The sequence below is a fragment of the Paenibacillus sp. USHLN196 genome, assembly GCF_037144955.1.
Classification (GTDB): Bacteria; Bacillota; Bacilli; order Paenibacillales; family Paenibacillaceae; genus Paenibacillus; species Paenibacillus xylanexedens_C.
This window is the reverse complement of record NZ_JBBCYH010000007.1, coordinates 137,581-162,244: the sequence shown is the minus strand read 5'-3', so window position 1 is coordinate 162,244 and position 24,664 is coordinate 137,581. Positions and strand designations below refer to the sequence as shown.

The window sequence follows — 24,664 nt, the reverse complement described above, 5'->3', positions numbered from 1 at the left end:
TTATTAGTCATTTACATATAATGGAGCTTCATGAGGGACGATATGGTGTAGTGATTAGTAAGTGGTGTGCTATATAAGTTGAACTAAAGAATATTTACACTGACACTACGATGACAGAATAACCTTCCAATCGCTGTTATCCCCAGATTTTTTGATTCCCTTTTCCGAAGGGGGAAATCCGGGGATAGCGTATGCTTCCGATGCAGCTTTCTTTCAGAAAGCTTATAGGCGAACGCTTCGCTTTTTCAGGTCTTTTCTGTCCTCTCCGTTATCGTGTAAATGAATAGTTCAACTGATATAGATCTACGTGCTGAAGATGAATGAAGGGAGAATTAGATGATGAAAATAAATATAAAGAAATCTGCACTGTGCATGTCTGTGCTATGTATTTCGTTATTAGTCAGTGCCTGTGGCACTAGTGGTGAATCGGTTCAGGAACATGCCTACCCGCAATCGAAGCAGCCCGTTGAGGAAGCTGGAAATACCTCTGTTCCTAATTCGGATGCGAAGAATGACAATAACCAAGGCAATGCGAGTGGCGAAGAAGGCAAGCCTACGGCTCAATCCGAATCCACTGAGACGTCTGAGCAGATTGAGATCGTCATCGACCAGTCGGACAAACCGATGAAGGGCAACAGCTTTGATTTTGGAATTAAACAGGTTCCGAAAGGCTATGCACTAACAGAGATGCGATGGACGTCTAACACGGTGACGATTGTGAATTCGCTACAGGAAGCCATTGAACATGGTGAAACTGGTGAAGAAGGCTTTTATTTTAGCGGGAACGGGCAATTCTCCGGATTTATCTATTCGGATGAGATGAAGGGCGAACGCGGTAAAGCCACGTTTGTCTTCACCAATGATGAGGGAAACATGCTCATGTCCGAGAAAGAAATTAAGTTGAAGTAGCAGGTTATCATTCAGGCTCAGTGAAGAAGTCTGTTGAACAGAAAAAGCAGCCACTTGGGCTGCTTTTTTTGACATCCATATTATCAAGTTGTTCTGTCATCGTAGTGGCAAGTGTAAATATTATTTTTTAGTTCAATTTATATAGTTGCTACATAAAGTCAAAGAAATAACGGACCACGTGGAACATTACCGGAGAGGTATAGGTCAGGCTGTCGACCCGGCTCAGGTAGCTTTTTTTGAGCGAATCGAACTTGTTGTCATCCCCGATTAACAGGTCGCGCTTCAGTACAGACACCGTTAGACTGCCGAAGAATCCGGCCAAACTGATCAGCACCCCGATGAACAGCGAGAATTTCCAATCAAATGGCGTCAGGTAGGGATGGATGAAATACGACGTTGCTGTCGTTACAATGAATGCACAGGAGAACCCTTCCCAGGTGACAAAAGGATTGGCGGTAGGCACCACTTTTCGTTTGCCCAGATAGAGAGAGACCAGATAGTGAACCACATCATTAAGTTGTGTTAACACGACGAGAAACAGTACCAGCTTGGAGCCGTACTCCGGTGTGGCGAACGGGAAATAGGCAAGGTGACTCAGCCCGAACACCATTAGCATCAGTCCCCATTGTGTGGAGCTGACACTGCGCAGGAAACCGACCGTGCCTTTGTTAATCAGGCGTGGCAAGGGCAGCACAAGGAACACATATAGTGGAATAAACACGATAAACATGCCGTACCATCCAATGTAGATCCAGTAAAACTGAACCGGAATCGCCAGATACGCCCATAGGAACAGCCTGCGGTCGGCTTTACGTGTACTGCGAATCATGGAGAAGTATTCTTTGAGTGAGAAGAATGCGAGCACCATGAGGGAAATCAGCGATACAATGGGGTTGAAGAGGGTTGCGAGGCAGAAGATTACGAACATGCCCCACCAGGTTTTGATTTTTTGGCCGATGCCTGAATAGTCTTTGCTTGGCTGAAGCTTTGCAATAATTTTGTACACGATATGTATCACCAGTAAAGCTGTGAAGATTAGCGTTAGTGTAAATAATGAACTGCTCACGTACCGATCACCTGCTTATTCAAAGTAAGACTCCATTATAGGGTACCTATGTTATTATGAAGGAATAGTGCCAACTTGATAAGGGGAAATTTTGTTATGACAGATGAACGCTCGATCTATATCTTGCTTACGAATACAGGAACACTGTTTACCAAGGTCATTCAGAGTTACACCAGAGCGCCATATAATCACGCATCGATCTCATTTGACAAAGAATTATCCGAACTGTACAGCTTCGGTCGCAAGCATCCGAGCAATCCGCTGAACGGCGGGTTTGTGAAGGAAGATATTCAGACAGGTACATACAGCAAGTATCCCAACACAACATGTGTGATCTATGAGCTTCAGGTGACGGATCGTGAAGTGGAAAAGATGAAACGCGTGCTGCATATCTTCATCCGCAGCCGCCAGAAATATATGTACAATCTGCTGGGTGTGATCGGCATTACGCTCAAGGAGCCAGTGGAGTTCAGCAACTCCTACTTCTGCTCTCAATTCGTGGCTGAGATTCTACAGCGTTCGGGAATCAAGCTGTGGAACAAGCTGCCTGCTCTGGTGACACCGGATGATTTTCGTCAGAGTGAACGATTGCAGTTGGTCTATGAAGGAAAGCTAAGCGAGTATACACTTGGAAACGGAGAGAAGGAGTAGGGTAGGTGTGTGTGCTGAAACTGCCAAGGAACTCCAATCATAAAAAGCCTGCTGCCATGGATGACGAGGCAACAGGCTGTTTGTGTGCTTCATATAAACGATGATGATGATGATGATGTTCGGCCGAAATCAACCTACGCCGTTCTTATTGTGCATATGCATAATGAATTTCGTCCTTTCATCAATATTTATTCTAGCCTCCAGCATCTATAATGAAAGCGTGTTTAACAAGTGTATGGTCTGATGGCGGCAGCAACGGCTTCGACGTCGACGGGAGTTATTCTGGCAATAGGCTCATTCGGTGATGCCATCCTGAACATGGGCATAGCGCCGCTGGCAGCTGCCGTGATGGTGCACACTGGAGCGACCGTTATCGATTCTTTACCACAGGGCAATTACTTCCACGTCTCGGCAGATAGCATGAAGATGACGATTCGTCAGCGGATGGGCGTTATTCCATATGAAGCGATTGTAGGTGGCACGATGGCTATCGTAGCGACATTACTATACGGGTTTATCCTTTAATCTAATGGATGGAGTGAGAGCGGTGAGAGAAGCTGGAAAGAATAAAGAGCATACTTTTGTGTTGGCGCCGGATTCATTCAAGGAAAGCATGACAGCCAAAGAAGTATGTATCGCGATGGAAAAAGGATTGCGGAAAATATACCCGACGGCGGGATATATTCATGTACCTATGGCGGATGGGGGTGAAGGGACTGTGCAGTCCCTTGTGGATGCTTCCGGTGGTGTCCTTCACCAGCAAAAGGTGAGCGGGCCATTGGGCCAGACAGTCACTGCTCAGTATGGCATTCTGGGTGATGGAACAACGGCAGCCATTGAGATGGCATCGGCCAGTGGCATACATCTGGTAACCAAAGAAACCCGAGACCCGCTACGGACGACAACCTATGGAACAGGAGAGTTGATTCGGGCGTGTTTGGATCTTGGCATACGCAAAATCATCATCGGCATTGGTGGCAGTGCGACCAATGATGGTGGGGCTGGCATGGCTGAAGCGCTTGGCGCCAAGTTTCTGGATGCAGAGGGTCATCCGCTTGCGCGCGGGGGCGGGGCTTTGGATCAACTGGCTCAGATTGATGTATCCGGTCTGGATGAGCGTTTGCAGGAAGCGGAGTTCATTTTGGCCTGTGATGTGACTAATCCACTCTCAGGGGAGCATGGCGCATCGAGGGTGTTTGGGCCACAGAAAGGGGCCACCCCAGAGATGGTTGAGCAGCTGGATGCGAACCTGTCCCATTATGCAGATGTGGTGAAACAGCAGCTTCACAAAGATATCCGTGATGTGCCGGGTGCCGGTGCAGCTGGCGGTTTGGGCGCGGGACTTTTGATTTTCACACAGGCGGTATTACGTAAAGGAATTGAAATTGTCATTGAATATACCGGGTTGCGTGAAAAGTTGATTGCTGCGGATGTGGTATTTACGGGGGAAGGCGGTATCGACTTCCAAACGAAATTTGGCAAGACCCCCTATGGCGTTGCTCGGGCAGCGAAGGAAGCAGGTAAACCTGTGATTGCCATTGCAGGCTGTGTGGGGGAAGGAATCGACACCTTGTACGCGGAAGGCATTGATGCCATATTTGGTATTGTGCCTGGGGCAGCAGATCTGGAGGGACTATTGCGAGAAGGCCCGGAGAATGTAGAGCGAACAACGGAGAATATTGCAAGAATACTGAAAATGGGTCTGATATCTTAAGTCAGTGAGAATCGGAGCGTACGAGGTCGTACGGGATCGTATCGGAATGCGATGTGAAAAAAGACGGGATATGGATATGCCTGAAATCAGGTGATCTGTTTCTCGTCTTTTGCCATTTTCGGAAGCTGCTCTGACATTACTGATAGAACGCGAGTAGTCCATGGGTAAGCTCGATGAGCTCCAGCCAGTTGCGAGGGTCTTTGCCGGTAAGGGTCTGTATGCGTTTGAGCCGATATTGAAGCGTATTGCGGTGAATATTGAGATGATCTGCTGTCGTGCTCATACTGCCGTTATGATGGATGAAGCTGCGCAGCGTATCTAGTAGATCAGCTGTTTCTTCAAGTTTGCTGACGATGTTGGCATACGGTGTTAGATCAGCCGAGCTGAATCGTACCAGGAAAGGCACATCATCATACCGAATGATCGGTGAAGCTGGCTGAAGTGCCAACAGGATGTTCATCACAGACCGGGCCTGTCCATAACCGGTGGCGATATAAGCTTCTTTTCGGCTGATCGCGATGAATGCTTCGGGTGTAATCTGACTCAAACGCTGGATCATTGGATCCACGTCTGCTTCATTCTGGATCAGGATGATCTGTGTATCTCCATCACCTTCAACAGAGAATGAAGGAACCTGGAGCAATATTCGGTTGATCTCAGTGTCAGCCTCCATCGATATCCTGGGAAAACGGATATATAAAAGAACGGTTGGCAATTGCAGATCAATACGGTATTGCAGAGCTTCTTTTTTGACCTTTTGTGAGTAGGAACCGGGCTGGTTCAACAGTCGTTCGATAAAGGCCTTTTTACGTGAAGCTTCATGGGCCATACTTTCCAATTGATTACGCTGTTCGATCAGGAGGGATACGGTGGTGCGCACGATGTTGCAGAATGGCCGAACTTCATCCGGATGACCGGATATGCCAATGACTCCGACATGCTGCTGATTGATTAGAATCGGCTCGTTAGTGCCCATTTTCTCAAGTGTGCCATCCTGCCAGACTTCAATTCTGCTTCCTGTCGTCAACGCGCGGACAGCGCCCTGATGAATGGTGCCCACACGTTCCTTCTGCCCGCTTCCAATAATAATGCCGTGCTCATTCATAATGTTGATGTTGTATGGAATGTCCTGCATCATTTTATCGACAATATCCTGTGCCTGTTTTTCCGAAAGCTGTAACAACGGAGCTCCTCCCCTTCCACCTCATCATGCAGAATGTACATCTTTTCTGATGATCATTCTACCCGATATCCATATTGTGCATCTGAACGAAATTATAGAGCAATGGTAAGGCTTACACAAGTGTGTTTCATAGATAGGATGTAGCGTATGTGATTTGTTTTATCTTAATTATTCATATACGAAACCCCTCAAGAGATTCTCCTCATAAATGAAATGTTGGTCTCTGTTTAGATATCCAGTCGATAGGCTGATAGTAGGTCTTAGATGACATGTTTAACGAAAAAAATGTTGAAATATGACGAAAAAAATGAAATTACCTCTATTTTAACTCTATATAATGGAAATAAGGCCTTTTATTTGCTCTAATGTTCAGAATTCGTTCAGAGTTGTGTACTACAATAGGCCTATCTTTTGAAAGCGAGATTAGGGGGATCAGAAATATGCAGTACAGAAAAATAGTGAGCATGTTGCTTATTTTGCTATTGGTAGCACCATGGTTGGCACCAGTAGGAAAGGTTAGCGCAGAAGTATCGTATCCGGTACCGGGGAAAGATGGTCTAATTACAGTAAAGAACATTGGTGATGACTCGGTTGAACTAAGTTGGGAGTATGCCGAGTCAGTTACAACGTCTTCACCTGATCTGAATTATCAAGTATTCGTCTCCCAGGCACCTAATATCAAAGATATGGAGGAAATCAGCGGATTTCCACAATACGCTTATGGTAATTGGATTGGTGGTAGAGATTCCACAACAGGCATATTCACCAAAGTAATTACGGATTTAGTCGAAGGAGAAACGTACTATTTTAATGTAATCGTTCAGGATAGAAATAATATGGAAATTGCATACCAGATGCAATCCATAACATTTACATCTAATACGTTGCTAAGCGAATTCAATAATGTTATTGGGGCAAACTTTGATGCCTCAAGAATAAGTGAGCTACTTCAAAATACGAGCTTCATCACCATGGTTCCAGCATTTGAATCCCTCCCTCCTGATGAACAGAATGCAATCATATCGTTAGTGGGACATTCCCATCTACCAGAGGGTAAATATCTGAACACGGATCAAATTCAATTTACGGTTGATCTGGCATTCCAAGGTCTATTAGTTATGCGTGAACATCAATTGCCTGTTATGCAAGCTAAGCTAACCTCTTATTTTGAGAAACTAGCTAGTGCGAACAATGTTTTCAGCCCAGAATATTTAAGTGCGATTCAGCCACAACTATATCAGTATCTATTGGGGCCCGATCTGGATAAAAACATATTATCATATTCAGTTAATCTAGATAGAATTGGAAATGATTTATCACTAGAACAGTCTGTGATGAATCTCAATATGATGCTTAGTCAAAGTTTCTATTTTACCAAAGCATCAACGACTAACGAAATGAATGAAGCTTTAACAGGGCTATATAAAATTCAACAAAAAGCGGAGCAATATAAGGGAACTCCTAAGGAGAGCCTCATAGGGATATTCCCACTTGATTTCCATAAAATGCAGATTATTTCTTCTAATGCTGCGGAAATGGAACGGTTGTCAAAGTGGATGTTGGATAGAAAGCCAAATGGAGGTTACACCAATTACAGTGAGATACAAATAGCTTTCAATAACTTCTTCTTCCCGATGATTCCACCACTACCGACATTCCCACCATTCCCACCAATTCAGCCAATACCGGTAGCACCAGCAGTAAGCGTAGATGACAATGCAAATGTCATTGTTGATGCCGATGAGACTATGGAATACACTCAGAACAATGGCGAAAATTGGTTTGATTACAGCTCCACGAACCCACCCCAATTTGAAGGGAATACAACGGTATGGGTTCGTGTTAAGGCAAACGGAAGTAATACTGCAAGCCTCTATAAGATCTTGGTCTTTACTTCGGATCCTATAAAGGTAATCAACGAAGCGAGAGCTACGAAGAATACGGATGCTATCCTGGGAGCAATTACTCAACCGGAGTGGTTGGATCTTCCGGCTGGCTTTGACACTCTCCAACCTGAGGAGAAGAAAGCCGTAGCTAATGTGGTAATGACCTTTTTACCGAGTGACTATGCCTATGATCTTAAGAAACAAGTACAGTATGCTGTGGAAATTGGATATAAAGGTATCCAGACGATCAAACAAACAGACAAGATGCTGTTCCAACAGCATTTGAATGAGTTCTATTCCCTTTTTGTTGAATCAACAGAGTACTTTGAATATCCAGGGATGGAAATGTTTAAAGAGTTAGGTCAAAAATATTTAAATGCATCCAATGTGGATAAAGAGTTGCTTGCTTATACCGCAAAACGTCTGTTTCAGGGTTCGGATCTTTCAATTGAACAGGTTTACGGTGCTTCTTTAATGTTAGTCATGAATTATTCCTACATTAATGATGCTAGAGGCGTTAGCGAGATGCAGAATGCCATGCTGATGCTATACAGCTTCCAGCAATCGACTGAGGCGATGGAACCTTACGAACCATTCCTACTTAAGTTGAACGCTATGAAGGATCTAGTAGAAGATGAGAATCGAATGGGAAAACTCGCCCAATGGATGCTGGACCGCAAGCCTGCTAACGAATACAGCAGTATTAGCGAAGTGCAGATAGCGTTTGATCGTTTCTTCGATCAGGTCATTATTATTAATCCAACACCAACACCAACACCATCAACTGGCGGTGGAAGTGGAGGATCTTCACCTGTAACGTCTGCACCTGCACCAACTACGAAGCAAGAACAGATCGTGGTAGATGTCAATGGAACAAACGGCACTAACCTGACCAAAACACCGATCACACGTACAACGGAAACCAATGGCACGATCAAAGACTTGGTGAAAATGACCGAAGCGATTGCCAAGGAATCCGTTGAAAAAGCGAAGCAATTGAACATGAATACCGCACGCATCGTCATCCCAGATACCAAAGATGCCGTGTCCGAGACACGTATTGAATTGCCCAAGGCAGCAGTAAAAGAATTGAATGATGGTTCGTTAAAACTTGAAATCTCCACTGAAAATGTAGTGATTTCCGTTCCAACGAATTCCATCGTTGGTTTCGATCAAGACTTATACTTCCGCGTTGTACCTTTGAAAAAAGAATCGGAGCGCAAAGAAGTTGAAGAACGTGCAAAGAAAGAGCAATTGATTCAACAAGTTGCTCCGAATACGAATGTTCGTGTACTGGCTCGTCCAGTCGAAATTGATACAAACATGCAGAGTCGCGAAGTGACGTTGACATTGCCACTGCGTGGTAGTCTGCCAGCCGATCCGGCTGCTCGTCAGCAGGCTTTGGACAACCTGGCGATCTACATCGAACACAGTGACGGTACGAAAGAATTGATTCAAGGCAAACTGGTGCAACTCGCCGATAATAGCGAAGGAATCGAGTTTACTGTAACGAAATTCAGTACGTTCACCCTCGTTGTTGTGGATGGGCTGAAAGCTTCACAAGGTACACACCAGCCGTACATCCAAGGTTTCGGTGCTGACTTCCGTCCAGAAGCATTCGTAACGCGTGCACAAATGGCGGCAATGCTGTCTCGCAATCTTTCAACTGAAGCGGCAGCAGGTTCTACCAATAGCGTGAACTACAAGGATGTATCTGCAACACATTGGGCAACGGTTGAGATTCAAAAAGCTCAATCCGCTGGTATCATGAACGGCATGAGTGCTACCCAATTTGCACCAGAAGGTTCGATTACTCGTGCACAAATGGCGACGATTGCGTATCGCTGGATGCAGCAACAAGCGAGTGCAACAACCGTGAATGGAACAGAAGTTTCCTTCACAGATGTATCTGCAGACTTGTGGGCAGCTGATGCGATTGCTTACGTGCAATCTGCGGGCCTGATGGTCGGATACAACGATGGTACGTTCAAACCGAATAGCAAGTTGACGCGTGCTGAAGCGGTGAAAGTACTGAACGTATTATTTAACCGCACACCACTAACTGGCGCAGGTACGTCAACGTTCAGTGATGTACCAGCAACACATTGGGCATATGCAGATATAGAAGCTGCAGCGCAAAAGTAATATTTTTAAAAGAAAAAAGGGGTCATTACCGCAGTAGCATATGGAAAAGAGAACCCCTAATGATGGATAGGATATGACAATACAATAGATAGAATAAAAAAAAGAGCAGTCCCAAAAGCCAAACATCGGCTAAGGACAGCTCTTTTTTTTGCGGTTTAGTGTGACTTAACAAAGGTACATCAGATCGTCCAGGTTCGTTAGAATGGGTATGTTTTCTTTATCCAGGATATAAGACCTGTAAGATTCGTTAGCGCTTGGTCACCACATTAGTTGCTCTATTTACGCCGTTGTACTACTCTTTGTCTGGCGTGTGTGCAGCATTCTCGTAAAATTTACCGTCGCGCAACTGATCCACGAATCCTTGGAGCCACACATAATACTGCTCCGCATGTTGAAGTTTGTGCAGATCACGCAGCGCATCATTTCGATCTTCGGAAGAGGTATGTTCCGAAAGGATCATTGCGGACAGGTCCGGAATGACCTCACGAATGCCTTCTAACATCACATCCACTTCCCGTTGCAGCTTGGAACCAAAGAAGTTCTGAAATGTACGATAGAAATCGGTCTCAGCCAGATACTGATCCTGACGCTCCTTCTTTTCCTCCAGTTTATAGATCATCTGTGATTCTGTAAGCGAACGAACCGCGTAGCTCATGTTGCTCTTACTCATATTCATTGAATTCTTCATTTCTTCAAGTGTCATCGGCCGATCTTCAAAATACATGATGCCGTACAATTTGCCAAACGTATGATTAACCCCATATAGATCCATCGTATTGGCGATGGCCTCAATGACTCTCTCCCTCAGCGCATGCCGATCAGGTAACGAAGAATGATTCGGGTTCCCGGCAGTTTCTTTTCCCACAATGTCACCTCTGGTTTATGATAGCGTTCCCACTAGCTGCCTCATATTTTACATGACTTGCTCCAATTTTAACATAAGCCGGAACTAGAATTTTCAATACGAGTGTACAATCAATTTTGTACAGAATAAATAAAAGAGCTGATTATACTCAAAAATTCCCAATCATTAAAGAAAATTTGGACAGTAAGGAGTGGGGGAATTGCGTTTAAAACTATGGAGGGAGTCTGAGGCGGTCCTATTCACGCTGCCAGCTCTAATCCCATTGCTGATCTTCTGGCTGGGACCTCTGGGATATATCGTTTATCTCAGTTTCACCGATTGGGATTTCATGAGCCCGGACAAGCTGTTCGTTGGATTGGACAATTACACTTATCTGCTGACGAATTCCGAATTCTATCGATCACTGAAAGTCACCTTGTTATTCGGACTGGGGAGCGTGATCCCAACCATTGTGGGCGGATTGGCACTTGCGATGCTCATGAATAGCAAAATCAAATCATCGGGCATCTTCCGGACATTACTCTTCTCACCTTGGGTCACACCGACAGTTGCGGTGTCCATTGCGTGGTCCTGGATCTTCGAGCCAGAAGTCGGACTCGCTAATCTGATGCTCGGCTGGGTAGGTGTATCTCCCATTGGCTGGTTGCGTGACGCGGACTGGGCACTGGTTGCCGTTCTGATCGTTACTCTCTGGAAATCAATTGGATGGGCAATGGTATTTTATCTCGTTGCGCTACGAAATCTACCTTCCGATCTGCTCGAAGCAGCTTCAATCGATGGAGCCAACGGTTGGGACAAGTTCAGAAGTATCACACTGCCGCTGATCTCACCAACGACGTTTTTTCTCTCGATTATTCTTACCATCCAGTCCTTACAAGCCTATGACCAGATCAATGTCATGACGCAGGGGGGACCGGCGGGATCAACGAGAACGTTGCTGTATATGTATTACCAGTCTGCCTTCGAATCCTTTAACGTAGGTGAAGCTTCGTCCATCGCCGTTGTGATTATTCTGATCTGCGTGTTGCTGTCGGGAGTATCCTTCCTGCTGGGCAGACGTCTGGTGCACTACTAATGACAATGACATTGCCTACCAAAAAGTCTAAACGGATGAAGCGCAAGGAGTTGCAGAATGTGTCACAACCGAATTTTAAAATAAGTAAATTAATCCGCTACCTTCTGTTAGCCGTTATCGCGCTGGGTACAGCCTTTCCCTTCTATTGGATGGTTATTAGCGGGTTTAAAACCAATGATGAGATCTGGCAGTTTCCGCCGACCTTCTGGCCAGAGACGTTCCTGTGGAGCAACTACTTGGATGCCTGGAATGCGGCACCATTTGCCCGTTACATCCTGAACAGTACAGGGGTGGCCTTAGCCATCTGTCTATTTCAGATCGTCAACTCGAGTATGATGGCGTACGCCCTGACACATATGAAATTCCGTCTCAAAGGTGTACTGACATCCCTGATTCTGGTGGGTTATATGATACCGAGTACGGCCGTGTATCTGCCTAGTTACCTGGTGCTTAGTGAACTTAACTTGCTGGATTCCTACACAGGCTTAATTGTATCCAACTGTGTCAGCGTGTTCTCGATCTTCCTGATCCGTCAGGCGTTCATGCAGGTATCTCATGAATTGGTGGAAGCCGGTCAGCTGGACGGCGCATCTCATTTCCGGATTCTCTGGACGATTATCACACCGCTTGTTCGCTCAAGCTTCGCCGTGATGGTTCTGATTACGTTCATTGAACAATACAACAACTATTTCTGGCCTATGCTCATCACCAAAGACCCTGACCTGCAGCTGGTATCGGCTGGTCTGCGCAGCTTCTTTGTAGAAGGTGGTGCATATGGTCTGGCTTGGCCACAGATTATGGCTGCGAGTGCCTTCACCATCGCACCACTACTTATTCTCTTCCTGTTCACCCAGAAGACGATCATGCAGAGCGTGAATATTACGGCTGGTGTGAACAAGAACTGAGATTAACTACCTTACTATATAAATTGAAATAAACATTTACACAAAACGGAGAGGACAGAAATAATCTGAAGAAGCGAAGCGCTCGCCTTTATCCCCGGATTTTACCTTTATAAAAAGGAATCAAAAAAATCTGGGGATAACAGCGATCGGAAGGTTGTTCTGTCATTGGAGTGGCTAGTGTAAATATTGTTTAGTTCAATTTATGCAAACTACCATTTCACCTAAAACGGGAGGAACGACAATGAATTGGAGTCAGGCAAGCATGACATGGAAAAAGAGATTGAGGTTGAACTGGAAGGGTGGCATGTCGCTGGTACTCGCGACAAGCTTTGCACTGCTGACCGCTTGTGGAACACAAGCACCCGCAGAATCAGGCACGACGGCTGCTGCCAGTGGAACCGAAGCTCAGGCAAAAGATCCGGTGGAGATTGAATTCTGGTATGGTCTGGGTGGTAATCTGGGCGATAACATGAAAAAGACGATTGATGCGTTCAACGCCTCCCAGAACGAAGTCGTTGTAAAGGGAATTGTACAAGCAGATTACACGGAAACGGAACAGAAGCTGCAAGCAGCAATTGCTTCCAAGAAGGTTCCGGCCGCTGTACTCAGCTCCAATATAGACTGGGCACGCAAAGGATATTATGCACCCATGGATGAGATGATTGCCGCTGATCCGAAGTTTAAGAAAGACGATTTCATTCAGACATTCCTGAACCAGGGACAGGTGGATGGAAAGCAATACTTTTTACCAATGTACGGTACGACTCAGATCATGTATTACCGCATGGATACGTTCAAGGAGAACGGAATCGACCCAGCGAGTCTGACGACATGGGAGAAGCTGGCTGAGGCAGCTGCGAAGATGAGCAAGCAAGAGAATGGCAAGACCACCTTCTACGGTTGGGAACCGATGTGGGGTAGAGACAATATGATTGATGCCGTGCTGGGTAAGGGCGGACAGATTCTTAGCGACGATGGCAAAACCGTCATGATCGATTCCCCGGAATGGATCGAGACATGGGACTTGTTCCGTAAATGGATTAACGAAGACAAGATTATGGGCATTCACTATGGAGGTCAGGGCTGGGAGTACTGGTACAAAACGATTGATGATGTGATGAAGAATAAAGCAGCGGGTTACACGGGATCTAGTGGTGACCAAGGTGACTTGGACTTTAGCGTAGTCGCTGCGATGCAACAACCAGGCTGGGAAGGCGTTGGTGAAGGAAAACCGGTAGCCAGTGCCATTTCGGCAGGTATTCCGTCAGCTGCAAGTCCTGAACAACAACAGGCAGCGTACAAGTGGCTTACGTATTTCTCTGAGACTTCGAACACAGCTTCATGGTCTATGAACACCGGATATATTGCAGTTCGTCAATCGGCTCAACAAGATCCAGAGTTCATGAAATTCAGTGAGGAAAATCCACAGATCACCGTACCACTGCAACAAGCAGCTCACGCTTCGGCTCCATTCCAGGATCCAACGGGTGGCAAAATCAATGATGCATTGAAGGATGCAGCTGATCAGGTGCAGATCAATAATATGCCAGCTGAACAAGCGCTGAAGGAAGCTAAAGAGAAAGCGCAGAAAGAACTGGATCGTGTAATGAAATAAGAAACGTATACAGGCAATTGACTCACGCGAAAAGGGCGGTACATGCTGTACCGTCCTTTCCGTTCATACAAGATCGCAGACAAGGAGTTTAACCAATGCAAGATGAGACGTATGTGGACGGATTACCGAATCCGATTGAAGCCGTTTTGTTCGACAAGGACGGGACATTGCTTGATTTTACAGGTATGTGGGGATTCTGGAGCGATTGTGTGTTGAACGACTTCAGAGATCAGTTGGCAATCCGAGGACTGCGTATCAACACAGATGAACTTCCGCAGATCTGGGGTACATTCCACGATGAACAAGGCCGAATGAATGGGTATGACGTGCGAGGGCCGCTTGCGATGGGAACCATGGATGAAGTGTATGCCGTGCTGACGTGGCATGGATATCGTGCGGGTCTCAGCTGGGCGGAAGCCAAGATTATGGTTCGGGGATGCTTGGCGCGAGCGGAGGAAGAGATGGAGAAGCATCGTCCGGCACATCCGTTACCGGGCGTTCGTGAATTCCTTGAACAGTGCCGTAGCGAAGGTATCGTTATGGGCGTAGTAACGGCAGATGATACACCAAGTGCGGTTAAACATTTGCAGTGGATGGGACTGGATGCCTTTTTTGACGTGGTGATTGGTACGGATCTGGTGGAGCGGGGCAAACCTTTTCCCGATATGCTACTGCTTGCCTGTGAACGGTTGGGTGTATCTGTGCAGCATACTGTGGTCATTGGAGATACGGACGGAGACATGGAGATGGCACGAACCGCTGGTGCGGGGTACAGGATTGGCATTGGAGAACCGGGAAAAATCCGCTTGGCGGATAGGACGATTCAATCGTTCCATGAATTAATGAATGGTGGGTTCGTCCAATGACGAACAGTCATGCTTACTTGGGCTGGGTACTACTGGCAATGGCCATCGTGCTGGAGCTTAGCGCTACCATTTTGCTGAAAGTATCGGATGGATTCTCGCGGTTATGGCCTTCGGTGTTGATGTTTGTCTGTTATGGCGCAAGCTTTACCTTTCTCAACTTTGCAGTGAAGTATATGCCGCTGGCTGTGGCTTATGCGATCTGGTCTGGCGTGGGCATTACGCTTATTGGCGTCGTGGGGCATTACTATTTTGGTGAACGTCTACAGCTCACGTCCATGGTATGGATCGGTTTTATTCTGATTGGCATTATTGGACTGAAATGGAGTGATTCCTGATGAGAAAAGAACATACACCTGAGCAACCTCTTGCTACCTTCCAAGTCATTACAGATACGCATGTACGGGATGAGGCAGACCACATTCATAACCGACATTTGGATCTGGCACTTGCTGATATGGCCACGTTTAGTCAGGGTAGCAGTGGGATTATGCATGTGGGCGATGTGACAGATCGAGGTCTGCCGAGCGAGTACCGTGAGTTGCAACGTATATGGAAGCAACATGCGGAGCACTTGCCCGATATCCGGTACACGGTAGGTAATCATGATATTGGAGCCGTGGTATGGCAAGATCCGCCGATCGTTTTGCTTGAGATGAAAGAGGATGATGTAGCTGAGTTATTGGAACAAGAGGCAGAAATGGAGCTGGTTCAAAAACAAACCGCTGCTGAATCAGCTGCACTGATTGAGCAGTTATCAGGTGGAACTTATACGTTGTCTGCCGCACCTTCGGAGCAGGAGGGTCAGGATATGTCAGAGGAAGCTCAATCCATCACAGTCGCCGGGTTATGGCAACGTCGATTGAGTGATTTTGAAGCGACAACCGGCATGAAGGGTTCCTACCACGATCACTGGATCGACGGGTATCATTATATTTTCCTGGGCACTGAGCAACCTCATCCGAAGGATTGTGATATGTCGGCTGAACAGTTGAAGTGGCTGGATGCGAAATTGTCTGAACGTGCAACGTCAGATCATCCCATCTTCCTGTTCTTGCACCAGCCGCTTATAGATACGGTAGCTGGGTCGTTGAAGGAACAGGGATGGTATGGGGTGAATCAGGATGCTGAACTCAAGACTGTTCTCGCCAAATATCCGCAAACGATTCTCTTCTCAGGTCATACCCATTGGCAGTTAGAGGCGCAGCATACGATGTATGATGGTGCAGGCCAGATGCCAACCATGTTCAATGCGTCGTCTGTAGGTTATCTCTGGACGGATCAGGATGAGCATCTGGAGGGCAGTGAAGGACTTCATGTGGAGATTTATAAGGATCGAGTCGTTGTGAAGGGACGGAACTTTGTTACGGGCGAATGGATTGAGGGTGCTGAATTCACGGTGCATTATCCTGTAGAAGGTTAGTTAAATACAGCTATAGAAATTGAATAAATTAATAAGACTATCGAGATATTCTCGATAGTCCCAATGAGTCGCTCAGAAGGGCGGCTTTTTATTAAAGTTATTTAGTCCAAAAATCCATTTTTTCTAAGAGCCATTGCAGTGCTGATTTTTGCTCCGTTATAATGTGAGCTTCCGTTTGCATACCTGATTTGATCTGCTCCTGTTGACCAAGGGCATCTTTTAGTTGTATTGATTCGAGCGTGGCTTCCACCACGTAATAAGTAGATCCATCTTGAGGATTTACTAAAGCATCGCTACTAATAGACGATATTTTGCCAAGTACAGAACCGTACTCTTCTAGGGGGAAGGCGGCAAAATGAAAACGCACAGGATCTCCTTCATGTACTCTTCCAATATCTTGGTGATTCATAGAAATTTGAATGGAATAGATTGTATTATTTACGGGAACGACATCCATGACTTGCAACCCTTCCTGGATAAGCTGTCCTTCACCTACTTCATTTATGGTATTGATAACGCCTGAGATAGGTGCCGTTGCCGTATAATTATCCAGATTAGAACGAATCGTATTAATTTGGCTATGGAGTTCCTTTGTCTGTGTTCTTAACTCATCAATGCTTCCTTGCAACTGAACGTATAAGTCAGATTCTTGTTTTTTTAGCGTTTGTTTTTGCACCAGTGCATCTTCTAGTTCTGTCTGTATCGTGTATCGCAATTCACTTTGATTAGTTTCCATCTGTAGCTTAATCGTTTTCAGTTTTTCTTTGGCCGCAGTAGCGGTCATTTCGTCACCGTCAAAGATAGCTCGTTTATAATCTTCCTGAATTTGCGTTTCAGTCAATGAATTCTGAGATACCTTTAGGCTATAGTTTTCATATCGTTCATATTCAACGGAACCAGTGGGTAGATAATTTCTCCCATAGTTAAGACTTTTGAGCAGGAGACGTTTACTTGCAATGCTTTTATCTGTCTCAATCTGATCAGCAGTCACCTTGGAAATATCCAATTCTAGCCTGTTCTGTACTGGATTATCATGACTTAATAGAGCACCTGCTGTTTTGTTGGACTTTATATTCTCATTACCTGACGAAAGTGCTGTAGAGAGTTGTTCAAGTCCAACCAATCTCTGTTTTGCTTCTTTGTAATCATTTTGCAAACGAGTTTTGTCGCTTATAAGAGTACCTGTCTGAATAGAAAATAGCTTATCACCGGCCTGAACTCGTTGTCCCTGTTGTACATATATTTTTGAAACACTTCCTGTAGCCTTGTTAACAATTTTGGATATCTTCTCATTAGGTTTGACTACTCCGGGAGCTTTGACAACGACATCAATCTGAGCTTTCCAGCTCCAAATAAAAGAAGTGGCTAATATTAACGTAAGTAATATAAGAAACCAGCTAATAAATGCAGGTGATTTCTTTTCCAGCATTTCTCTGCTGTCCTTCAACTCTTCAGGATTCAGAAGTTTAAGACTCATACCTTCGCCCCCGTGTGTTCCAGCTTAGGCAGAGTAGTACTATCTTCTTGTGTAGTTTCCGTATCTATTCCAGGTAACTGATCTTTCCATAGCTCATAATATCTCCCTCGCTGTTGTAGCAGTTGATCATGCGTTCCAGCTTCTACTACAATTCCTTTGTCCATTACAAAGATACGATCACAACGCATAACAGTACTCAATCGATGAGCGATAATGATCATCGTCATATCATCTAGGCTATGTATCGTATCCGATACGGCTTTTTCCGTGGTGGTATCCAGATTACTAGTTGCTTCATCCAAAATCAGAATGTCAGGCTTGGTAAGTAACGCACGCGCCAAAGCCAATCGCTGACGCTGTCCTCCTGACAGATTGGATGCATTCTCCTCAAGATTTGTCTGATAACGCATAGGCAATTGATTAATAAAATCATGAGCACTTGCTTGCTTAGTTGCCTCAATGATTTCATCCATTTCAATCTCCGATGTAGCTCCCATTGCAAGGTTATCCCTAATCGTACCGCTGAAGAAAAACGTTTGTTGTGGGATATAACTTATTTTCTGTCGAAGCGAATCGATAGATATGTCTTTTATATTATTTTCAGAAATCAATAGTTCTCCCTTTTCCGCCTCGTAGAAACGAAGTAACAGTTTGACCAAGGTTGTTTTGCCAGAACCGCTCTCCCCTACCAGCGCGACCTTTTCTCCTTTATCAACATGTAGAGACACACCATTCAGGATAGATTGTCTTGTTCCATATCGGAAATGCACATCTTGGAAGTCGATGGATCCCTTTAGTGATGTTGGTTTAATATTGCGTTCATCGGACTCCTTTTTTTCAGGTTCGAGATCCATAATTTCAGTTAGCCGATCTGCGGCCACAACAGCCGTTTGTAGAGAAGATTGTAGGTTAATCAGGTTTAAAATAGGATTTATAAAGTATGCAAGCAAAGCATTGAACGTAATCAGTTGCCCCATGGTTAAATGTCCTTTTAATACCTCGTTAGCTCCAATCCAAAGGATAACAATCCCTCCGACGCCTTGAAGTGTTCCTTTTAAAGTAGCCTGAAGATTGTTGGAGTACCCGAACTTGAAAAGAGTACGTAGTAATTTAATAAATTTCTTTTCAGTTTCCAAATTGGCTTCTCTTTCAGCCTGATAAGCTTTAAGGGTCTCAATTCCGTTGACTGATTCCACAATATATGAAGTAAGAACTGCGTTCTGTTCCATCTGCTCACGATTTTGTCTCTCAAATGTGCGATGGAATCCCCAGACAATTAGTGCATATAGTGGTATCTTAATTGCCGTTATACCAAAGAGGAAGGAGTTCTGAGTATATAAGATGATCCCCCCTGCAATAACCATCAGAGAATCAATCATAATAGTTAGAGCGGCACTGGATATTGCGTCTCTAACCTTGGAAGCGTCTAGAAGTCTTGAGATAATTTCACCTGTTTTACGTGTCTCAAAAAAGGAGAGGGGTAACCTCAGTACATGGTAGTAATATCCTAATATTAATGAGATATCGAGTTTTTGGCTTAGATACAGTAATAAGTGACTTCTAAAAGCATTTAATAGTGTCTGCAATAATGTTAGAACAATGACACCAATTGAAATCCAGTGTAAGGTCTGCTCTAGCCTATAAGGGACAATGGAATCGAGTAAGAACTTAAAGTAAAATGCACCCAGTATTCCTAGAGCCGTATATAACAATGACGCAAAAAAGATCCCCAGTAACATGCGCTTCTGTGGGAGCAGTAGGGTGAAGAAACGTGATAAAGCACCTTGTGTTTCATCTTTCTTCTGAAATTGTGGGGTTGGGACCATAAAAATTAAGATGCCAGTCCAAATTTTAAAAAACTCTTCAGGACTATACTTTACAATCCCTTTTGCTGGGTCAGCTATAATAACTTTTTTATTTGTGATCTTATGTATAACTACATAATGGAGAAGCTTCTTATCGATAACTACATGAGCGATACAAGGGAGTGGGAAGTCACTGAAGAAAGCTTCAGGGTTTCCTTTGACTCCTTTTGCGGAGAAGCCCATTTCTTCTGCTGCTTTTATGATACCTAGTGCATTGGTTCCTTGTTTATCAGTACCCGCTACCTCACGTATACGAGTGAGAGGGATTTTCAGACCATGATGGCGAGAAATTGTTGCTAAGCATGCTGCACCACAGTCTTTTTGGTCATATTGTTTTTGAAGAGTGTATCTTTTGAATAACGACATGCTGACCTCCAAAATAGTTAATCATGAATTTAATATTTCTTAGTATATTAGAATTTCTATAGTTCTAAGAAGTTTGCAAAAAGTCTATATTATACATATTTAACGGAATGAACTACATTATCTATTTATATTATTTTGAAAATTAATTTTGTCTTTTATTCAGAATATTAAAGTGAATTTATAGAATATTCTAAATCATGGGGAGAGTATATATCCAATAGTAGATATAGAATATAAATTTACTGATTATATAATTTAAATGTGAATTAATACTAGATTTAGTTCAATGTTTAATGAAATATCGCTTAACAAGGCAAATTACCGATTTTTTTAGAGTTATCATTGAAAAAGTGTAATTTTAGTATTAATTTAACAATCAATAAAATAGGAGGTTTTTACAGATGAATAATAATTTTACTCAAATGTCTTTGTCTGATTTGGAAGATATTAATGGCGGAGGGATTATGGAGGATTTAGGAAAGTCGGTAGGATATGGTATTGGCTCGTTGCTCAAGGTGCCGTAGAAGGAGTTAAAGGTATAGGTTCAGCAGTTAAAGAATTCGTTAATCCGTGGAACTATATCAATTACGCAACTGGCGGTAGAAGATAATCCAAGAATAGATAGGAGTTAAAGATAAATGAATACACAATTTATGGAACTTAGTGCTGAGGAAATGTTACAAACAGATGGTGGCGGTTGGCTTTCGGATTTACTTGATACGGCAGAGAAAGCAAGTAAAAACACCTTATTAAGAGGTGTAGCAGTTATAGAACCAATATGGGATTTCTCAAAAGGTTTAACAAGCGGCATTGCGGATGGATGGAATAAAAGATAATTAGTAATAAAGTAGCCTGATTACATATAATGAATGTAATCAGGCTATTACTATAAAAGGTGGACTAGAGTAATGTATTCAGGCAACGATTATAATTTGAAAGAAGTCGCTATTAAAATAGGATTGATACTAACAGTACCGGACATTATTTCCATTATTACATTAACAATACTGAAAGCTTTGGGTAATACAAATGTAGATGATTCATTTGTATTTATTATTTTTCAAGTGATAGCATATGCAACTTTCCTTTCATTAAGTAAAAGGTTCAGATGTTTTACATCTGGAATGTTGAATTTGAAAGTAGATATAAAACGAACGGTAATCTATGTTTTTACTGGGCTAGTGTTGTTCTCGATATCCTCTCTCTTACTCTTGGGATTTGGCATTGGATCGGATGAGAGTCAAAGAGAAAATTTAAACTTGGATCAGCTAAGTCAAGCTTTAAATTTCCAAAATATAATTATGACTGTGGCAATAATAGTAGTCATCCCTTTCTATGAGGAGTTATTATTTAGAGGTTTACTTTTCACAACCATATATAATAAGTATGGTTCCGCCTGGTCAATAATTATCTCTTCTTTAATTTTTGGTTTCTTGCACAGTGACTTATTTGTGTTGACTACCATCTATGGGTTCGTATTCAATTATATTTTTCTGAAAACTAAATCATTGATTCCAGGTATAATGCTTCATATGATTTGGAATACATTAGTTGTACTATTGTGAGTTCACAAAAACAAAGTATTAAGGAGAAAAAATGAAAAAAAGAAGTTATTATGGAGTTTTTTTATTGTTAATTCCACTTATTAATCTTGTATATGTTTCTTTAAAAGAAAAAAAGTTGGCGGTTTTTTCTTTGATTGCATTTTTGGTTATAATTTCATTTATTATTGTAGAGTTTCTAAAGCTCAGAAAATCTAGAAAATAATCAGTAGATCTTAAGTCAGAATCCTTGTGAACCAAGTTTATTGTTTGGCAAGGAACAAGTACTCCTTATTAAAACAAGAGAATTGTTAAGTGTTCTCCCGTAATAGGGAGTTGCTGTTTCCCCAAAGAAGGGATAAAAAAGAAACCTGCTTAACTGATATCCAGAAGCAGGTTTTTGAATTATGTTATTTTCATTCAATCAAAATATATTCCGAAATTTTCTGTTTAAAAGCCTTTTCCAATAACTACTTAAGCTTGGTAAAACTTTTGTATAAAGCCTCCACGATCATTAACACTACATTTCGTATATATTTTCTTCACAAAATTCCTAACTGTTCCCTCAGTGATCCCCAGTTTCTCACTTATATACAATGCCCCTTTGTTCTGTAACCAAAGAGTAGCAACCTCACATTCTCTAGTGGTAAAACTGTATGTACTAAATAATGCTTGTATTCGATTCTGATCATTCAAATCCTTTTCTAATTCGAATTCAATATAAAAGACAATGGAGTAAACTAGAGCAAATATACTATCGTAAACAAATGGCGTTGAACGAGAGAAGTTCAGAAAGGCTATAGTTTTCCCTTGAACTTTAATTGGGCAGCAGAGGCATAGCCATTCTTTGAAGGGGACCAGTTGATGTTCGTCACCTTTAAGGAATATATTCTCTCCAGTTTCTAAAGCAATAGAAATTGCATTAACCCCTCCTGATTCCATTGCCATTGAACTTCCTAACTTAACCACTAATAGTCTAAGTCCATTATGGAGAGATTCTTCTCCGATAATATCCAGTATAACTCCTTCTGAATCCGCCAGAAAAAAGAGATGTGAATAAAAAAGTTGTCCCTCTAACATACCTACTTTAAATTTAAAAAGGTCTACTATTTTTCTGTTTAGGTATAGTCTCTCTTTCAATTCATTATGAGAGATTTGCATTTTAAGTTCTGTAGCTATATTGGCTTTATAGTCTGCTTGCCAATCTAACCATTGTTTTTGAGAGAAGGAAGATTTTGAGCTCCAATTTTTTGGAATTACCGTTTGGGGATTGTTAATTAAATTCATATTACTCATCCTTAATCATTAGTTAATAAATTATAAATGTATGGTAAATTTTTCTTTAAGTCAAATTACCTACTAATTAGTAATTTTTTAGCTATAAAGATTCGCTGGCTAGTGACAAGTTAAACTCCATAATAATTATATAAAAGTTCCACGTGAAACGTAGTAGTATTACATAAGTCTGGGTAAAGTTGTAAATGGGTGTTCGTACAAACTATACTCAAATAAGTACACATGAACTTAGTAATCGTTAGTCTAACCTATTCATGGAGAGGAAGTAGAAGCGGCATGAGAGAACTTCAAGTTGCAACGAAGTACGGTACCGTTCAAGGCGAGCTTTTGCATGGTGCAAGCGTATGGAAGGGCATTCCCTATGCGAAACCCCCAGTAGGTGAATTACGTTTCCAGGCTCCGGTACAACCCAAGTCATGGGATGGAATCAGACAGGCCACTCAATTTGGACCTGAGAATATACAACCTCGAAAGCATCAGCCAGAAGGCGTGACAGGAACCCCGAATGAGTCAGAAGATAGTCTATATCTGAACATCTGGGCGCCTAAGGAAAAGGGCACGGAACCACTGCCTGTTATGGTGTGGATTCACGGTGGTTCATTCGTATCCGGTTCCGGAAGTCTCCCTGTATATGATGGGACACAGTTGACCCTTCGGGGTGACTTGATCGTAGTTACGATCAACTATCGACTCGGACCACTGGGATTCATGCATATGTCTCCGCTTGGCGATTCATTTGCGACAAATGTCGGTCTGTTGGATCAAGTGGCGGCACTGCAATGGGTGAAGGATAACATCTCTGCTTTTGGCGGTGATTCGAACCAAGTCACGGTATTTGGAGAATCGGCAGGTAGCATGAGTATCGCAGCTCTGACGGCTATGCCTGCCTCCAAAGGACTGTTCAATCGTGTCATTATGCAAAGTGGAGCCTCACAGTTCATGCCGGCAGAACAAGCATCTGCTGTTCGAGATGGGATGCTGAAGATTCTTGGGGTAGATCCAGATAATCTCCAGAAACTAAAAGAAATCCCGGCGGAGCAGATCATGGCAGCTGGAGAGACCATCAAACAGCAAAGCGGTGCAGGAATGGCTCTGTTATTCCAGCCTGTACTGGATGGAGTAACTCTCCCTCAGACACCGCTTCAGGCGGTAAGCGAGGGTTCGGCGCAGGATATTCCTGTGTTGATCGGTACAACTTTGCATGAAGGTTCGCTGTTCATCCAGCCGCATGTTCCCTATTCACCAGAGATCGATATGGTACAAGCCGTAGACTTTATGACGCCGGATCTGGAGAATCGTGCAGCTATTGCAGATCGTTATCCCAAAACGGCAGATGGTCAGGCGCAGGTCATGACCGATCTATATTTCTGGCGATCATCGGTACAGTATGCAGCAGCTCAACAACAACATGCGCCAGTGTGGATGTATCGTTTTGATTGGGTCATGCCGGAACATCCCCTGTTGAAAAGAGCAATTCACAGCATCGAAATGTTCTTTGTGTTCAATACACTGCATGTCCTTAAATTCATGAATGCGGAGCCCGACGAAGCTGCGTTGGTACTTGCTCTAAAGGTACAGGATGCATGGATTTCTTTTGCCAAGAATGGCAAACCTGAGGTTGCAGGTGTGAACTGGCCAGCTTATGAGCAGGATCGCGCGACACTGATCTTCAACCATGAGATTAAAGTTGTGCATGATCCTGAAGCATCCAAGCGTAAGTTACTGGGTCTGTAGTTCAAAAAGAAGGCGACTCCATTATGTATAAGTGGAAGTCGCCTTTTTCTGATACCAGTGCATGGAAGCTTAGTGCTTAACAGAC

General features: G+C 43.5%; 20 protein-coding genes and 1 pseudogene. 15 read left to right on the top strand and 6 right to left on the bottom strand.

What is annotated here, in order from left to right; all coding sequences use genetic code 11:
* The first annotated feature begins 336 nt into the window (after window positions 1-336).
* Window positions 337-909: a hypothetical protein gene (locus tag WFI24_RS18540; RefSeq protein ID WP_336763139.1), complete on the top strand. Its 573-nt coding sequence runs from the start codon at window positions 337-339 to the stop codon at window positions 907-909.
* 148 nt (window positions 910-1,057) lie between these two features.
* Here WFI24_RS18540 and WFI24_RS18535 read toward each other — a convergent pair whose 3' ends face one another.
* Entirely contained in the window at window positions 1,058-1,975 is a 918-nt protein-coding gene (locus tag WFI24_RS18535) for a phosphatidate cytidylyltransferase (RefSeq protein WP_237178000.1), read from the bottom strand.
* Window positions 1,976-2,071: 96 nt separating this feature from the next.
* Between WFI24_RS18535 and WFI24_RS18530 the strand changes: the two genes are divergently transcribed.
* From WFI24_RS18530 to WFI24_RS18520, 3 genes and pseudogenes are all read left to right on the top strand, one after another.
* Window positions 2,072-2,626, top strand: a complete 555-nt coding sequence (locus tag WFI24_RS18530; protein ID WP_145324866.1) for a hypothetical protein — start codon at window positions 2,072-2,074, stop codon at window positions 2,624-2,626.
* A gap of 240 nt (window positions 2,627-2,866) precedes the next feature.
* A pseudogene (locus WFI24_RS18525) lies at window positions 2,867-3,151 on the top strand (GntP family permease); the annotation flags it as partial.
* Between the two features lie 22 nt (window positions 3,152-3,173).
* Complete coding sequence (locus tag WFI24_RS18520; protein WP_336763136.1) at window positions 3,174-4,340, top strand: glycerate kinase; 1,167 nt, start codon at window positions 3,174-3,176, stop codon at window positions 4,338-4,340.
* Window positions 4,341-4,476: 136 nt separating this feature from the next.
* Here WFI24_RS18520 and WFI24_RS18515 read toward each other — a convergent pair whose 3' ends face one another.
* On the bottom strand, window positions 4,477-5,523 hold the full coding sequence (locus WFI24_RS18515; protein ID WP_336763133.1) for a CdaR family transcriptional regulator: 1,047 nt from the start codon (window positions 5,521-5,523) through the stop codon (window positions 4,477-4,479).
* Window positions 5,524-5,963: 440 nt separating this feature from the next.
* Here WFI24_RS18515 and WFI24_RS18510 point away from each other — a divergent pair, with 440 nt between their 5' ends.
* Complete coding sequence (locus WFI24_RS18510) at window positions 5,964-9,554, top strand: DUF4073 domain-containing protein (protein ID WP_336763131.1); 3,591 nt, start codon at window positions 5,964-5,966, stop codon at window positions 9,552-9,554.
* A 292-nt stretch (window positions 9,555-9,846) separates the two neighbouring features.
* On the opposite strand, the gene WFI24_RS18505 is transcribed toward WFI24_RS18510, so the two are convergent.
* Window positions 9,847-10,419, bottom strand: coding sequence for a GbsR/MarR family transcriptional regulator (locus WFI24_RS18505; protein WP_336763129.1), 573 nt, complete (start codon window positions 10,417-10,419; stop codon window positions 9,847-9,849).
* A 199-nt stretch (window positions 10,420-10,618) separates the two neighbouring features.
* Between WFI24_RS18505 and WFI24_RS18500 the strand changes: the two genes are divergently transcribed.
* From WFI24_RS18500 to WFI24_RS18475, 6 genes are all read left to right on the top strand, one after another.
* Window positions 10,619-11,494, top strand: coding sequence for a carbohydrate ABC transporter permease (locus tag WFI24_RS18500; RefSeq protein ID WP_145324861.1), 876 nt, complete (start codon window positions 10,619-10,621; stop codon window positions 11,492-11,494).
* Window positions 11,495-11,553: 59 nt separating this feature from the next.
* Window positions 11,554-12,399 (top strand): carbohydrate ABC transporter permease, encoded by an 846-nt coding sequence (locus WFI24_RS18495; protein ID WP_336763126.1) that lies wholly within the window; start codon window positions 11,554-11,556, stop codon window positions 12,397-12,399.
* A 241-nt stretch (window positions 12,400-12,640) separates the two neighbouring features.
* Window positions 12,641-14,014: an ABC transporter substrate-binding protein gene (locus tag WFI24_RS18490; RefSeq protein WP_336763125.1), complete on the top strand. Its 1,374-nt coding sequence runs from the start codon at window positions 12,641-12,643 to the stop codon at window positions 14,012-14,014.
* Between the two features lie 95 nt (window positions 14,015-14,109).
* Window positions 14,110-14,880, top strand: coding sequence for an HAD family hydrolase (locus WFI24_RS18485; protein WP_336763124.1), 771 nt, complete (start codon window positions 14,110-14,112; stop codon window positions 14,878-14,880).
* The gene (locus WFI24_RS18480; RefSeq protein ID WP_336763122.1) at window positions 14,877-15,215 is read left to right on the top strand and encodes a DMT family transporter; all 339 of its coding nucleotides are present in this window, start codon (window positions 14,877-14,879) and stop codon (window positions 15,213-15,215) included. The genes WFI24_RS18485 and WFI24_RS18480 overlap by 4 nt, the downstream gene beginning before the upstream one ends.
* Window positions 15,215-16,300 carry a metallophosphoesterase family protein gene (locus WFI24_RS18475; RefSeq protein ID WP_336763121.1) on the top strand — a complete coding sequence of 362 codons (1,086 nt, stop codon included), beginning with the start codon at window positions 15,215-15,217 and terminating at the stop codon, window positions 16,298-16,300. The genes WFI24_RS18480 and WFI24_RS18475 overlap by 1 nt, the downstream gene beginning before the upstream one ends.
* A 97-nt stretch (window positions 16,301-16,397) precedes the next feature.
* Here the strand turns inward: WFI24_RS18475 and WFI24_RS18470 are convergent, their stop codons facing one another.
* Window positions 16,398-17,777, bottom strand: a complete 1,380-nt coding sequence (locus WFI24_RS18470) for an HlyD family efflux transporter periplasmic adaptor subunit (RefSeq protein WP_336763119.1) — start codon at window positions 17,775-17,777, stop codon at window positions 16,398-16,400.
* On the bottom strand, window positions 17,774-20,008 hold the full coding sequence (locus WFI24_RS18465) for a peptidase domain-containing ABC transporter (protein ID WP_336763117.1): 2,235 nt from the start codon (window positions 20,006-20,008) through the stop codon (window positions 17,774-17,776). Before WFI24_RS18465 ends, WFI24_RS18470 begins: the two co-directional genes overlap by 4 nt.
* 401 nt (window positions 20,009-20,409) lie before the next feature.
* On the opposite strand from WFI24_RS18465, the gene WFI24_RS18460 reads away from it, so the two are divergent.
* From WFI24_RS18460 to WFI24_RS18450, 3 genes are all read left to right on the top strand, one after another.
* Window positions 20,410-20,532 carry a hypothetical protein gene (locus WFI24_RS18460; RefSeq protein ID WP_336763115.1) on the top strand — a complete coding sequence of 41 codons (123 nt, stop codon included), beginning with the start codon at window positions 20,410-20,412 and terminating at the stop codon, window positions 20,530-20,532.
* A 114-nt stretch (window positions 20,533-20,646) separates the two neighbouring features.
* A complete protein-coding gene (locus WFI24_RS18455) occupies window positions 20,647-20,844 on the top strand; it encodes a hypothetical protein (protein ID WP_310338951.1) in 198 nt (65 codons plus the stop codon).
* Window positions 20,845-20,916: 72 nt separating this feature from the next.
* The gene (locus WFI24_RS18450; RefSeq protein WP_336763112.1) at window positions 20,917-21,573 is read left to right on the top strand and encodes a CPBP family intramembrane glutamic endopeptidase; all 657 of its coding nucleotides are present in this window, start codon (window positions 20,917-20,919) and stop codon (window positions 21,571-21,573) included.
* A 450-nt stretch (window positions 21,574-22,023) separates the two neighbouring features.
* On the opposite strand, the gene WFI24_RS18445 is transcribed toward WFI24_RS18450, so the two are convergent.
* Window positions 22,024-22,836: a helix-turn-helix transcriptional regulator gene (locus WFI24_RS18445; protein WP_336763110.1), complete on the bottom strand. Its 813-nt coding sequence runs from the start codon at window positions 22,834-22,836 to the stop codon at window positions 22,024-22,026.
* 285 nt (window positions 22,837-23,121) lie between these two features.
* Here WFI24_RS18445 and WFI24_RS18440 point away from each other — a divergent pair, with 285 nt between their 5' ends.
* On the top strand, window positions 23,122-24,579 hold the full coding sequence (locus WFI24_RS18440) for a carboxylesterase/lipase family protein (protein ID WP_336763108.1): 1,458 nt from the start codon (window positions 23,122-23,124) through the stop codon (window positions 24,577-24,579).
* Window positions 24,580-24,664 lie beyond the last annotated feature (85 nt).

Bases quoted from the DNA above. Each gene is read 5' to 3' on its own strand.
- WFI24_RS18530 (WP_145324866.1), top strand. From the start codon at position 2,072: ATGACAGATGAACGCTCGATCTATATCTTGCTTACGAATACAGGAACA.
- WFI24_RS18440 (WP_336763108.1), top strand. From the start codon at position 23,122: ATGAGAGAACTTCAAGTTGCAACGAAGTACGGTACCGTTCAAGGCGAG.
- WFI24_RS18460 (WP_336763115.1), top strand. From the start codon at position 20,410: ATGAATAATAATTTTACTCAAATGTCTTTGTCTGATTTGGAAGATATT.
- WFI24_RS18475 (WP_336763121.1), top strand. From the start codon at position 15,215: ATGAGAAAAGAACATACACCTGAGCAACCTCTTGCTACCTTCCAAGTC.
- WFI24_RS18455 (WP_310338951.1), top strand. From the start codon at position 20,647: ATGAATACACAATTTATGGAACTTAGTGCTGAGGAAATGTTACAAACA.
- WFI24_RS18470 (WP_336763119.1), bottom strand. From the start codon at position 17,777: ATGAGTCTTAAACTTCTGAATCCTGAAGAGTTGAAGGACAGCAGAGAA.
- WFI24_RS18445 (WP_336763110.1), bottom strand. From the start codon at position 22,836: ATGAATTTAATTAACAATCCCCAAACGGTAATTCCAAAAAATTGGAGC.
- WFI24_RS18510 (WP_336763131.1), top strand. From the start codon at position 5,964: ATGCAGTACAGAAAAATAGTGAGCATGTTGCTTATTTTGCTATTGGTA.
- WFI24_RS18485 (WP_336763124.1), top strand. From the start codon at position 14,110: ATGCAAGATGAGACGTATGTGGACGGATTACCGAATCCGATTGAAGCC.
- WFI24_RS18490 (WP_336763125.1), top strand. From the start codon at position 12,641: ATGAATTGGAGTCAGGCAAGCATGACATGGAAAAAGAGATTGAGGTTG.
- WFI24_RS18450 (WP_336763112.1), top strand. From the start codon at position 20,917: ATGTATTCAGGCAACGATTATAATTTGAAAGAAGTCGCTATTAAAATA.
- WFI24_RS18465 (WP_336763117.1), bottom strand. From the start codon at position 20,008: ATGTCGTTATTCAAAAGATACACTCTTCAAAAACAATATGACCAAAAA.
- WFI24_RS18540 (WP_336763139.1), top strand. From the start codon at position 337: ATGATGAAAATAAATATAAAGAAATCTGCACTGTGCATGTCTGTGCTA.
- WFI24_RS18480 (WP_336763122.1), top strand. From the start codon at position 14,877: ATGACGAACAGTCATGCTTACTTGGGCTGGGTACTACTGGCAATGGCC.